The sequence below is a fragment of the Stenotrophomonas sp. 22385 genome, assembly GCF_052045085.1.
In the GTDB taxonomy this organism is placed as follows: Bacteria; Pseudomonadota; Gammaproteobacteria; order Xanthomonadales; family Xanthomonadaceae; genus Stenotrophomonas.
In genome coordinates this window covers 863,081-875,990 of the sequence record NZ_JBQEOG010000001.1, presented here as the reverse complement: position 1 = coordinate 875,990, position 12,910 = coordinate 863,081, and the positions used below count along the sequence as shown (strand labels likewise).

Annotated in this window: 8 protein-coding genes; all 8 read right to left on the bottom strand. The window is 67.2% G+C overall.

The features are described from left to right. Window positions 1-10: 10 nt before the first annotated feature. The 8 genes from ACTJI4_RS03735 to ACTJI4_RS03700 all read right to left on the bottom strand — a co-directional run bounded on the left by ACTJI4_RS03735 (window position 11) and on the right by ACTJI4_RS03700 (window position 12,877). Window positions 11-1,450, bottom strand: a complete 1,440-nt coding sequence (locus tag ACTJI4_RS03735) for an alanine/glycine:cation symporter family protein (protein ID WP_440868544.1) — start codon at window positions 1,448-1,450, stop codon at window positions 11-13. Then, on the bottom strand, window positions 1,450-2,442 hold the full coding sequence (locus tag ACTJI4_RS03730; protein ID WP_440868543.1) for a hypothetical protein: 993 nt from the start codon (window positions 2,440-2,442) through the stop codon (window positions 1,450-1,452). The genes ACTJI4_RS03735 and ACTJI4_RS03730 overlap by 1 nt, the downstream gene beginning before the upstream one ends. Before the next feature lie 556 nt (window positions 2,443-2,998). Next, entirely contained in the window at window positions 2,999-3,832 is an 834-nt protein-coding gene (locus ACTJI4_RS03725; RefSeq protein WP_440868542.1) for a TrmH family RNA methyltransferase, read from the bottom strand. Continuing rightward, window positions 3,825-5,342, bottom strand: coding sequence for an alanine/glycine:cation symporter family protein (locus ACTJI4_RS03720; RefSeq protein WP_440868541.1), 1,518 nt, complete (start codon window positions 5,340-5,342; stop codon window positions 3,825-3,827). Before ACTJI4_RS03720 ends, ACTJI4_RS03725 begins: the two co-directional genes overlap by 8 nt. A gap of 231 nt (window positions 5,343-5,573) precedes the next feature. After that, complete coding sequence (locus ACTJI4_RS03715; RefSeq protein ID WP_440868540.1) at window positions 5,574-6,113, bottom strand: GNAT family N-acetyltransferase; 540 nt, start codon at window positions 6,111-6,113, stop codon at window positions 5,574-5,576. Continuing rightward, window positions 6,106-9,231 (bottom strand): efflux RND transporter permease subunit, encoded by a 3,126-nt coding sequence (locus ACTJI4_RS03710; protein WP_392917762.1) that lies wholly within the window; start codon window positions 9,229-9,231, stop codon window positions 6,106-6,108. The genes ACTJI4_RS03715 and ACTJI4_RS03710 overlap by 8 nt, the downstream gene beginning before the upstream one ends. After that, a complete protein-coding gene (locus ACTJI4_RS03705; protein ID WP_392917764.1) occupies window positions 9,228-10,406 on the bottom strand; it encodes an efflux RND transporter periplasmic adaptor subunit in 1,179 nt (392 codons plus the stop codon). Before ACTJI4_RS03705 ends, ACTJI4_RS03710 begins: the two co-directional genes overlap by 4 nt. A gap of 410 nt (window positions 10,407-10,816) precedes the next feature. Continuing rightward, the gene (locus ACTJI4_RS03700) at window positions 10,817-12,877 is read right to left on the bottom strand and encodes a TonB-dependent copper receptor (protein ID WP_440868539.1); all 2,061 of its coding nucleotides are present in this window, start codon (window positions 12,875-12,877) and stop codon (window positions 10,817-10,819) included. Window positions 12,878-12,910 lie beyond the last annotated feature (33 nt).

The window sequence follows — 12,910 nt, the reverse complement described above, 5'->3', positions numbered from 1 at the left end:
GCTACGGCCCCTATCGCACCCACACCGTGCTGGCAGGCAGCGTCATGTTGTCCGGGCGATACACCGGATCCCTGCCTGCGCCGCGCGAGGCTTCGTAATCGCGTAGCGCGGCCAGCGCCGGCTTCTGCAACAGCAGAAGCGCAATGATATTGAGCCAGGTCATCAGGCCTACGCCGATATCACCCAGTGACCATGCCACGGTGGCGCTGTTCAACGCCGAATACAGCATGGCGCACAGGAAGCCCAGCCGGAACAACGCCATTACCCACGGCGAGTTGCGGTTGCGCAACAGGTACACCACGTTGGTTTCCGCCGTGTAATACAGCGCCAGGATGGTGGTGAAGGCGAAGGGCAGAATCGCCAGGGCGATGAATGAACGCCCGAACCCCGGCAGCGCTGTCTCCACCGCCTGCTGTACGAAACGAGGCCCCGCCTCCAGCCCGGGCACGTTGGCCACGATCCACTGCGCGGGTGCGCCTGGGTCATACACGTTGTAGGTGCCGGCCGACAGGATCAGGAAGGCGGTGGCACTGCATACCACCATGGTGTCGATGTACACCGAACACGCCTGCACCAGGCCCTGCTTGACCGGGTGCGACACCTCCGCCGCCGCGGCCGGATGTGCGCCGCTGCCCATGCCGGCTTCGTTGGACATCACACCGCGGCGCACGCCCCACTGGATGGCCGTGCCGATCATCGCGCCGAACGCGGCATCCTGCCCGAAGGCACTGCGCAGGATGATGCTGAACATCTCCGGCACCGCATCCAGGTTCAGAACCATCACCACGGCAGCCACGACCAGGTAGCCCAGCGCCATGAACGGCACGATGACCTGCGCAACCTGGGCAATGCGGCGTACGCCACCGAAGATGACCATCGCCACTACGGTGCCGATGCCTGCGGCGGTGATCCAGTCCGGTGCTCCCCATGCCTCATCCAGCGCGCTTACCATCGCGTTGGACTGGGTGCCGGGCAGCAGCAGCCCGCAACCGATCACCGTGCTGAGGGCGAACAACACCGCGTACCAGCGTTTGCCCAGGCCTTTCTCGATGTAGTACGCCGGGCCACCACGGTACATGCCGTTACTGTCGCGCTGCTTGTAGATCTGCGCCAGGGTCGATTCGACGAAAGCGCTGGACGCCCCCAGGAAGGCGACGATCCACATCCAGAAAATGGCACCCGGCCCACCGTAGGCAATCGCCATTGCCACGCCGGCGATGTTACCCACGCCGACACGACTGGACAGCGACATGCTCAATGCCTGGAACGAAGACACGCCCGCGACGGAACTGCGCCCCTGGAACATCAGCTTGAGCATCTGTGGCAGGCCACGCAGCTGGATGAAACGGGTGCGCACGCTGAAATACAGGCCCACCAGCAGGCACAAGCCGACCAGCGCCGGGCTCCAGACGATGCCCAGCAGGCGGGCAACGATGTCATCGAGGCCCATCAGAAGAACATGCCCAGGGCGACCTGCGGATTGATGTAGCTGCCGGTGTTGCGGCCGGCCACGGTGAACTCCACCCCGGCAATCAGCCCGACATTGGGACTGAAGTGGTACTGCACCGCAGGCGCGAGGGTGACATTGCGGCTGCCGGGAAGACGCTCATCGATGCGCTGCATGGTGCCATCGGCAGCGGGTGCGTAACCGCTGAGCTGGCGGTCGCTCTGCCGACTGATGGCGAACTCGAACACGCCCACCCACTTCGAATTGAAGCTGTACTCGCCGGCGGCCGAGAGGCCGAGCAGCGACCCCGGGGCGACGTTGCCGCGGAAGCCATCGGGGGTCCCGTACACGCTGTGATCGTTGATCGCCACGCGCGCCGGGGCGGGGCTGGCACTCAGCTGCCCGCGCCAGCGCAGCGGGCGGCCGTTGGGCAGCCACACCACCTGCTGCATGCCCAGCCCGAAGGTGGTGCGCTGCACGCCATCGCCCTGGGCGTTGAGCGGGTTGCCATCGATGCGGTCATAGCTGCCGGTGGCGTAACGCTGGCTCAGCGAGACCGACATCGCCGGGCGGGTGCCGTCTTCGTTCGGTGCCTGCAGCAGGTACTGAACCATGGCAGTGGTATCACCGGCACGGAAACCGCGGCTGCGGTCGCTGCCGGTCTCGGCGCGCGAAGCGCTGAGGTTGACCTGGGCGGTCACGCGCTGGCCGAGGCCGTAGGCGATCGGCACCACGGTCAGCCACGCGGCACTGCGGCCATCGCTGTCATGCCGGCGGCCTTCGCCGTCGAAGTGGCGATCACTGTCGATGCGGACCAGGTAGGGCTCGATGAACAGGTTCCCTTTCGGCAGACCGGCGGGGTTGGGGGTGATCAGCGGGCCCATGAAATTGACGCCATCGAGCGAGTGCTCGGCAGCCTGGGCGGCAGCGGGCAGCAGGCCGGCGATCAGGGCGAAGGAAATCGGGCGCAGGAAACGCAGCGCATCGAATGTCATGGAATGCCTCCTCGGTGGCAGAGTGATGCGGCAGGCCAATCCGCCGCACCGGCAATCTGCACAGGAAGTCATCTCGGAAAAATCGGTAAATCACGCGAATCTTGTGTTCTGTGCGCGGGCGCACACAGGAAAATGCCTATCGCGCCAACGCTGTTTTTCAGCAGGTTTCCCGCATGGAATGCGCTTCCGGATTTTCATCCCCGGCGGCCCGGAACGTCAGCGAGCGCGGCCGCTTCGGCGGCGGATACGCGGGACCGACGTGTCGCACTCCGACCATGCGCGCTGCGATCGGGCATAAAAAAAGCCCGGCCAAGCGGCCGGGCTACCGGGATTCATCACACCCCACGCGGTGAGCGCCACGGAACAGACCGTGATCCGGACAACGGCGCCGCACTGGGTGGGTGTCTCTCCTCACCTACACAGTACGGCGCCGCGTTGCACTGTGACGCAGCGCGAGAGCGGCGCACCATGCGAAAAATCCGAATCCACTGTAGGCACGACTTCATTGGAGACGTCGATCACATCACGCAGGGCAGCGCGCAAGCGTTACCCGAAGTTACCGTTGTGCATACCAGTGCGACAGCAACACAGCGGTGGCCGATGCGACGTTGAGGCTCTCCACCGCGCCACTGCCGGGAATGGATACCTGCATGTCGCAGGTCTGTGCCAGCGCCCGGTCCATGCCCTCGCCTTCAGCGCCCATCACATAGACCAGGCGCGCAGGCAATGGGGTCCTGAACAGATCCGCGCCGCCTTCCACCAGCGTGGCGGCAAGGCCAAAGCCGCCGGCACGCAGTGCGTCCATTGCCTGCGGCAGCGCCGGCAGCCGCACCAACGGCACCGCTTCGGCGCCGCCTTCTGCCACGCGTGCCGCCGCACCGGACAACGCCAGCGTGGAATCGGGCGGCAACAGCAGGCCGGCCACGCCGAAGTGCGCGGCCGAACGCAGGATGGCGCCGAAGTTGTGCGGGTTGCCCACGCCATCCAGCCACAGCGCCAGCGCCGGTTTGTCGGCTGGCAGACCAGCCAGCCATGTACCCAGTTCCAGCATCGGGGCGCGCAGCACGTCAGCCACGACGCCTTCGTGATGGGTAGTGGCGGCGAGTTTGTTGAGGTCGCCCTCTTCCACCACGCGGTAGCCCACGCGGTTGGCCACGCACCACTTCAGCAGCGGCTGCAGGCGCGGAATCAACGCCTCGGCCAGGTACAGCTTGCGCAGTGCCTGCGGCCGGCGCTCGAACAGCGCCTGCACGGCGTTCCAGCCATACAGGCGCAGCTCGTCGTTACCGCGCCCCGGCGGTGGCGGGCTGCCGCCTTCGCGCGGCGGCAGCGGAGTGGCCCGCGGCGGTCGCGACGACGGGCGGCGGGCGTTCTTCCAGGGATCATTCACTACGGGACTGCTCCAGCTTGCGGTGACGCCAGAAATCGGCGTTCTTGATGCCCAGGGCATCGGGGTCGAAGGTCGGATCCAGACCGAGCTTCTTCTGGCGCTCGTAATCGCGCAGGGCGATCAGGGCCGGCTTCTGCACGATCAGGATGGCGATGATGTTCAACCACGCCATCAGGCCCACGCCGATGTCGCCCAGCGCCCAGGCCATCTTGGCGTTGTGGAAAGCACCGAACACCACCATGCCGATGATGCCCAGGCGCAGCGCCAGCACGGTGAGCGGGCGCTTGCGGTTGTGGTTGATGTAGCTGAGGTTGGTTTCGGCCATGTAGTAATAGGCCATGATGGTGGTGAAGGCGAAGAAGAAGATCGCCAGGGCCACGAAGCCCGAACCCCAGCCCGGCAGCACGGTTTCCACCGCCGCCTGCGCGTAGCCCGCCCCTTCGGCCACACCGGCCAGGCCGGCGAACACCGGCTCGGCGCCGGGCGTGGGCGAATACACGTTGTAGGTACCGGCCGCCAGGATCAGGAAGGCAGTGGCGGTGCACACCATCATGGTGTCGAAGTAGATGGCGAAGGCCTGCACGTAACCCTGCTTGGCCGGATGCGAGACTTCCGACGCCGCCGCCGCATGCGGGCCGGTACCCTGGCCGGCTTCATTGGCGTAGATGCCGCGCTTGACGCCCCACTCCACCGCCAGGCCCATCATCGCGCCGAACGCAGCATGCGCACCGAACGCACTGCTGAACACGGTGCGGAACATGTCCGGCACGCGCTCGTAGTTGAGGATCATGATGATGATGGCCATCAGGATGAATCCGGCGGCCATGAACGGCACCACCACTTCGGCGAAGTTGGCGATGCGCTTGACGCCGCCGAAGATCACCACGCCCAGCAGCAGGGCGACCACGACGCCGATGCCCAGCTTCAGCGCCTGCACCGATTCCATGCCCATGAACTGGCCATCCAGCGGTCCGCACAGGGCACCGCCGCGGCAGGAGTTGATGATGCTGTCGGCGATGGCATTGGCCTGGACACCCGGCATCAGGAAGCCGGCGGCCACGATGGTGGCCATGGCAAACGCCATCGCGTACCACTTCAGGCCCATGGCTTTTTCGATGTAGTAGGCCGGGCCGCCACGGTAGCGGCCTTCGGCATCCTTGGTCTTGTAGATCTGCGCCAGGGTGCATTCCACGTACGAGGTGGAGGCACCGAGGAAGCCCATCACCCACATCCAGAAGATCGCACCGGGGCCACCGAAGGCGATGGCAGTGGCCACGCCGGCGATATTGCCGATACCCATGCGGCCGGCCATGGACATGGCCAGGGCCTGGAATGAAGAAACACCGGCCTCGGACTTTTCGCCCTGCACGGTAAGCCGGCACATTTCGAAGAAGCCGCGCAGCTGCATGAAGCGGGTGCGTACGCTGAAGAACAGGCCGGCAGCCAGGCACAGGAAAATGAGTGCCTTGCTCCAGATGATGCCATTGATGAATTCAACTACTGCTTCCACGCGCTCTCTCCAGTCGGCGGAAAATGAAGGACGTCCCGTCGGCTGGAAGGGACCGGGTCGATTCTCCACGATCGCGCGCCAGCCCGATAGGGCCGATATTCGGCATCGGGCGCCACGCCACGACCAACGGTCGTGGCATACCCGGGTCAGCGCCGCGCGGTCGCGGCACACCGGCGTGCGGGGTGCCCGACGCCGGTAGGTCCCGACCGTTGGTCGGGACGCGGCCGGCCGTCAGGGCGTCCGTTCACGCACCCGGGCAAACCGCCTCAGATCATGCAACTGGCCGCGCTTGAAGACCGCACAGCGGGCGGTGCCCTCTTCCTGGAACCCGTTGCCCAGCAGCACCCGGGCCGAGCCTTCGTTGAAATCCAGCACGTCGGCCTGCAGCCTGAACAGGCGCAGTTCGTCCATCACCCAAGGGACGAACAGGCCCACCACGCGGGTCATCCAGCCCTGCCCCCAGTACGCGCGGCCCAGCCAGTAACCCAGCTCGGCGGTGTGAACGCGCTCGGCCACGCCCGGCTGGGCGCCAATGCTGCCGCAGGCGCAGCCGTCGATCTCGATGGCCAGGTTGAGCGTCCCGGGGGCCAGGATCCGGCCACCGAGGAAGGCTTCGCCGTCTTCGCGGGTGTACGGAAACGGGAAGCGGTCGCGCAGCCCGCGCGACACCGCCTCGTCATTGGCATGCTGCAGCAGCGCCTGCAGATCGCTGCTGCGCCAGGGGCGCAGCACGAATCCGGGGCCTTCCAGCCGCAGCGGCAGGTCAGGCATGGCCGCCAACCGACGGGGTGTCGGCTTCCTGCTTCTCCAGTTCACGGGCCACTGCTTCGGGCGAGCGCGTGTACGGTGCCAGCAGTGCGTAGAACGCCGGCACCACGAACAGCGACAGGAAGGTGGAGACGGTGACGCCGAAGATCACCACGATGCCAATGGTGCCGCGGCTGGCCGAACCGGGGCCACCAGCGACCACCAGCGGAATCGCACCGACGACGGTGGCGATGGAGGTCATCAGGATCGGGCGCAGGCGCACCATCGCCGATTCGACGATGGCGCGGTGCACGTCGCGCCCCTCATCGCGCAGCTGGTTGGCAAACTCGACGATCAGGATGCCGTTCTTGGCCGCCAGGCCGACCAGCATGACGATGCCGATCTGGCTGAACAGGTTGATGGTACCGCCGCTGACATACAGGCCCAACAGCGCGCCGAGCACCCCCAGCGGCACGGTGAGCATGATCACCAGCGGGTGGATGAAGCTTTCGAACTGTGCGGCCAGCACCAGGTACACCACCAGCAGGGCCATGGCGAAGGTGAGCAGCACCGCGCTGCCGGCGTTCTGGTACTCGCGCGATTCGCCCTTCCAGTCGATCTGCGCATGCTGCGGCAATTCTTCGCGTGCGGTCTGCTGGGCCCAGGCGATCGCCTCGCCGAGCGGATAACCCGGGGCGAGACCGGCGCTGATGGTGATCGCGCGCAGGCGGTTGAAGCGATTTAGGTTGCCCGCTTCGGCCACTTCGCTGAGCGTGACCAGGTTGGACAGCGGCACCAGTTCACCGCTGGTGGCACGCACGCGGATGGCGGCCAGGTCGTCGGGCGAGGCGCGGCCTTCGCGGCCGGCCTGGACCAGCACGTCATACTCTTCGCCGTTGTCGACGAAGGTGGTGACCCGGCGCGAGCCCATCATGGTTTCCAGTGCCGAACCAATCGCGGTGACCGACACACCCAGGTCGGCCGCACGCTGGCGGTCGATGTTCACCCGCATCTGCGGGCGGGTTTCCTTGTAATCCGAGTCGGGGCCGACCAGGCCGGGGTTGTCGGCCATGCGCTCGAGCATGCGGTCCCGCCACTGTGCGATTTCGGCGTATTCAGGCCCACCCAGCACAATCTGGAACGGCTGGCCGCCACTGCGCACCAGCCCGCCCCCCACCTGGGTGCGCACACGCACGCCACGGATGCCGTCCAGGTCTTTCTGCAGTTCGGCCGCTACCTCGGGGGTGGCCGTCGCGCGCTCGCGCCAGGGTTGCAGGAACACGCTGATGCGGCCGGTATGCATTTCCTCGCTGGCGCCGAAGCCACCGGGCACACGTGGATTGGCGCGCACGATCGGCTTGTCCTCGCCGACATACCCGGCCACGATCTTTTCCACTTCCTGCACCTGGCCCACGGTGTAGTCGTAGCCGGCGCCTTCCGGGCCGTCGATCATGATCTGGAACGAGCCACGGTCTTCGGCCGGGGCCAGCTCGGAGGGCAGCAGTTTCAGCAGCAGGGCGCTGGCGGCCAGCGACAGCAGCATCACTACGACATAGACCCAGATCTTGCCGACGTGCCTGTCGAGCACACGGCCATAGGCCGCCGAGACGCGGTCCAGGTTGCGGTTGATCAGCCCGTGCAGGCCGCGCGGCGGCTGGCCGGTGTGCGGCTTGAGCAGCTTGGAAGCCATCATCGGCGTGAGGGTCAGCGACACGAACGCCGACAGCGCCACGGCGGCGGCCAGGGCCACCGCCAGTTCGCGGAACAGCCGGCCGGTGTTGCCTTCGAGGAACCCGACGGGCAGGAACACGGCGACCAGCACCGCCGTAGTGGCGATGACCGCGAAGGCCACCTGCGCCGTGCCCCGCTTGGAGGCCACCAGTGGCGGCTCGCCCAGGTCGATGCGGCGCTGCACGTTTTCGACCACCACAATGGCGTCGTCCACTACCAGGCCGATACACAGCACCAGTGCGAGCAGGGTGAGCAGGTTGATCGAGAAGCCGAAGGCGTACAACGCGATGAAGGCCGCCACCAGGCAGACCGGCACGGTCACGGCGGGAATCAGCGCGGCGCGGAAACTGCCAAGGAACAGCCATATCACCGCCAGCACCAGCAGCATGGCCTCCACCAGCGTGGCGTACACGCGGTCGACGGCGGCTTCGATGAAGGTGGTGTTGTCGAAGGCCACGAAGATGTGGGTGCCTTCGGGCAGGGTCAGCCCGACCCGTTCGGCCTCGGCACGTGCTGTGCGCGCCACGTCCAGCGAGTTGGCGGTGGAGGTCTTGACGATGCCCAGGCCGATGCCCGGTTCGCCGTTGCTGCGGTAGTAGGCGCGGCGTTCGGACGAGGCCAGTTCGATCCTGGCCACGTCGCCCATGCGCACCACGTAGCCATCGGCGCCTTTGCCGAGCGGGATGGTGGCGAAGTCTTCCGGCTTTACGTAGTTGCGCTCCACGCGCAGGGTGAAATCGCGGTCGGCCGATTCGATGCGACCGGCCGGAAGCTCCACGTTCTCGTTGCGAAGCGCGGTTTCGACATCACCCACGGTCAGGCCGCGCGCGGCGAGCTGGTCGCGGTCGAGCCAGATGCGCATGGCATAGCGCTGGCGGCCGCCGATGCGGACCTGGGCCACGCCATCGAGGCTGGAGAAGCGGTCGACGACGTAGCGGTCGGCGTAGTCGCTCAGCTCCAGCGTGTTCATGCTGGAGGAGGTCATGTTGAACCAGATGATCGGGTCGGCGTCGCTCTCGACCTTGGCGATTTCCGGCGGGCGCGCCTCTTCGGGCATGCGGTCGGCGACGCGGCTGACGGCGTCGCGCACATCGTTGGCGGCCGCTTCGATATCGCGGTTGGAGGTGAATTCGATGCTGACCTGGGCGCGGCCGTTGGAGCTGCGCGCGTTGATGGTGTCGATGCCTTCGATGCCGGCCAGGGCGTCTTCCAGCACCTGGGTGATCCGGCTTTCGATGACGGCCGCCGAGGCACCGGTGTAATCGACCGAGACCGAGACGATCGGCGGGTCGATCGCGGGCAGTTCGCGCAGGGTCAGGCGGGTGAACGACATGATGCCCAGCACGACCAGCAGCAGGCTCATCACCACGGCAAACACCGGCCGCTGGATGGAGATGTTGGACAGTTTCATCCGGCGCTGCCCACGGGCGCTGCCGCAGCGGTCGCGCCGGTCGGGGCGCGGGTGGTGCCGGCCGGGGCCGGATCCGTGGCTTTCTCCGCAGCCGGGCTGGCGGCCGGGGTTGCGGGTGCGGGTGCAGGTGCTGCTGCCGGCGCGGCGGTGTCGTTGACCTTCAGGCCGGGACGCAGCTTGCCGGTGCCGTCGACCACGATGCGGTCGCCGGCTTTGAGGCCTTCGCGGATTTCAACCACACCGGAGCGGCGCGCGCCGCTGACCACGTCGATGCGCTCGACGACGTGGTCGGGTTTGACGCGGAACACGAAGGAGTCGCGCCCGACCTGGACCACGGCAATCTCGGGGATGACCAGGGCCTGGCGTTCGGGGCGGAACATGCGCACGTCGAGCAGCATGCCCGGGCGCAGGGCGTGGTCGGCGTTGATGAAATCGGCGCGCACGGTGACGGCGCGGGTGCCGGGATCGACGCGGGTATCGATGGTGGCGACGTCGCCTTCAAAGGTGCGCCCCGGGTAGGCCACGCTGGTGGCGCTGACCTTGTCGCCCTTGGTCAGCGAAGCCAGTTCGGCTTCGGGCACCTGGAAATCGACGTGCATGCGTTCGATGTCGTCGAGGGTGGCGATGACGGTGCTGGGGGTGACCAGCGAGCCTTCGCTGACCTGGCGGATGCCGAGCACGCCGGCAAACGGGGCGCGCACGCGGCGGTCGCCGATGTCGGACTGCATTTCGCGCACGCGCGCTTCAGCGGCATCGCGGATGGCGCGCTGGGTGTCGAGGGTGGCGCTGGCGACGAGCTGCTGGGCGGCCAGTTCACGCTGGCGCCTGTACAGCTGGTCGGCCTCGGCAAAAGTGGCCTGGGCCTGCAGCAGGGCCGCTTCCTGGGCCTGCCCGCGCAGGGTGACCAGCGGGGTGCCGGCGGAGACCTGCTGGCCGCTGTCGAAGTGCACGGTTTCGATGATTTCGCTGACCTTGGCGGTGATGGTCACCGACTCGCGGGCCTTGGCGGTGCCCAGCGCCTGCAGGGTGTCGCTCCACGCGGAGGTCTGCACCACCTGGGTGGTCACCGGCACGACCTCGGCCTGCCGGCGGGCGGCTTGGTCCTTGCTGCCACACCCGGCCAGGATGGCCAGGCCGAGGCCGGCAATGATGCGTGCGGTGATGCGTCCCGACATGAAGTACAGCCCTTGATGTTCCACGACCGGCAAGTGTAGCCACGACCTGCGCCAGGCATATGTGCCAAGCGTTTACCGGCACCTTCACATCACCGGGTGGCACGCGCAATCCCTTTCGTGCTGGGGCCTGCGGGGCATGTAACGGCATGTGTCAACGCATGTCGGATTGCGTCTCCGCTGTACCGTGCAGGGCAATCGGCGGTAGGGTCGGTTCCCAAACGACCGCTGACCCTGCGGATCGGTGCGGTAACGCATGACCGTAGCCGAAGCTGGCGTTTGCGGTGGCCGTGGAAGCGCCAGAGCCTGCGCCGATCATTGTCATGCGTTACCGGGTGCTGGGGCGTTCACGGCAGTCGTTTGGGAACCGACCCTACCCCGTGCGGCGTGCCGACCAATGGTCGGCACCTGCCTCAGTACCGGTAATTCACCTTCATCCAGGCCGTGCGGCCGGGTTCGTTGATGCGTACCGGATCGGCGGGAAAGCCGAAATCTGCGCTGCCGGCGAGGTTGAGGTGCTCGCTGTAGGCGCGGTCGAACAGGTTGTCCACGCCTGCGCTGAGCTGCAGTGCATCGCTGATCCGGTAGCCGGCGTTGAGCGCGAGCGTGGCGAAGCCTGCGCTTGGGCCGAGGTCGCGCGCGACCACGTTGCCCTGCCCCGGTGCCACGCGGTTCTGGCGGGTCACTGCGCGGGCCAGTGCGCCCGCGCTCCAGCGCGCGCCTTCCCAGCCTGCGCTCAGGCGTGCTTCCAGCGGCGGCATCTGCGGAAGTGCGCCACCATCGGTGCGGTTTTCGCCCCATGCGTAGGCCACCGTGCCGCCGACCTTCCAGCCCTGCCCGAGCGCGAACTCGGCGCCTGCTTCGGCGCCGGAAATGCGTGCGTCGACATTGCTGGCCTGGGTGGTGCTGCCCATCATGCCGCCGTCGCGGTAGGTGAACAGGATGTAGTCCTGGATGCGCCCTGCGTACGCCGACACCCATGCGTTCACCCGCTCATCCCGGTACTGCAGGCCGATATCGAGCTGGGTGGTTTTTTCCGGCCGCACCGCACTGAAGGCGTTGATGCTGCCGGCCGGGCCCATCGTGGGCGAAAAAAGCTCCCAGTAATCGGGCATGCGTTCGCTGTGGCCGATACCGGCGTAGGTGGTCAGCGCGCTGCTGATGTCACGCTCGAAACGCAGGAAGCCACTGCCCAGGTCTTCGCGGCGGCGCTGCCCGGCGGTCGGGTTCGGCATCGCCATCATGCCGGTGGTGGCGCGCTCGTCGGTGACGTCCGCGCGATCGATGCGCAGCCCGCCGACCCAACGTTGCGCGGTGCCTTCGCCCAGGGTGATCTCGGTGAACACGCCCTGGTTTTTCTGGCGTGCGTCGGTGGACCATGGCGTGAGCCGGTAGGTGTTGCGGCCCATGCCGTTGCGGCTGCGGTGGCGGCTGTCGAGCGCGTCCACGCCGGCGACGATGGCGATGTCCTGCCAGCGCCATTCGGAGGCGATGCGACCGCCAGCGGTTCGGCGATCGACGTTCGAGGCCATCGGCATCGGCATGCTGCTGCCCGGGTTGGGGTCGCGCAGGGTGTAGTTGTCCATGACGTGGTCGGCGTCGTTGTAGTACACGTTGGCCTGAAATTTGTCCCACGCACCGGGCAGGTTGTCGCGCTCGAAGCGAGCGGCGTAGCTGGTGCGCCTGAACGCGGCGCCATCCATGCCACGCCCGGCATAACGCGCGATCGCATCGCCGGTGCCGGCGGACAGCTCCAGTACGGTATCTGCGTCGGGGGTCCAGCCCACGGCGACGTCGCTGTTCCACTTGCGCCACCTGGACGGCACCACTTCGCCATTGCCGTCCCTGTAGTCATCGGCTTCGGAACGACTGCCGTTGACGCGCACGTAGCCCTGCGACGCGCCGGCGGTGAGGTCCAGCACCTGGTCGTTGCGGTTGCGCGAGCCGACCAGCGCGCTGGCATCGAGCTCGATGCCCGGCGCGTCGAAGCGCGGGGTATCGCGCTCGAAGCGCACCGTGCCGGCTGAAGCGCCGGCGCCCCAGCGCACGCTCTGCGGGCCCTTGATGATGGTCAGCCGGTCGAAGGTCTCCGGGGCGATGTAGGACAGCGGGTTGTCCATGCGCGAAGGGCACGCGCCGATCAGGTTGCCTTCGTTGCTGACGATGTTCAGGCGCGAACCGAACATGCCGCGCAGCACCGGGTCGCCGTTGGTGCCGCCGTTGCGGATGGCCGCGAAGCCGGGCACGGTCTTGAGGTAATCGGCACCGTCGCTGGCCGGCACCGGCTGGCGCGGCAGGCGCGGGTCGGTGACCCAGTGCAGCGGCGAGGACGGCGCGCTGGCGGTGACCACCATCGTGTCGAGGGTGCGGGCATCGTCGCGTTCGGTGGCCTGCAACGGCAGCGCGGCCAGCGCAAGCGACAGGGAAACAGACAGGCGCGTCACTGCGCCCGCGCTGCGGGAGGATAGCTTCATGGTGGAACTCCGGAAAACGCACAGGCGCGCGAC

Bases quoted from the DNA above. Each gene is read 5' to 3' on its own strand.
- ACTJI4_RS03705 (WP_392917764.1), bottom strand. From the start codon at position 10,406: ATGTCGGGACGCATCACCGCACGCATCATTGCCGGCCTCGGCCTGGCC.
- ACTJI4_RS03730 (WP_440868543.1), bottom strand. From the start codon at position 2,442: ATGACATTCGATGCGCTGCGTTTCCTGCGCCCGATTTCCTTCGCCCTG.
- ACTJI4_RS03710 (WP_392917762.1), bottom strand. From the start codon at position 9,231: ATGAAACTGTCCAACATCTCCATCCAGCGGCCGGTGTTTGCCGTGGTG.
- ACTJI4_RS03735 (WP_440868544.1), bottom strand. From the start codon at position 1,450: ATGGGCCTCGATGACATCGTTGCCCGCCTGCTGGGCATCGTCTGGAGC.
- ACTJI4_RS03715 (WP_440868540.1), bottom strand. From the start codon at position 6,113: ATGCCTGACCTGCCGCTGCGGCTGGAAGGCCCCGGATTCGTGCTGCGC.
- ACTJI4_RS03700 (WP_440868539.1), bottom strand. From the start codon at position 12,877: ATGAAGCTATCCTCCCGCAGCGCGGGCGCAGTGACGCGCCTGTCTGTT.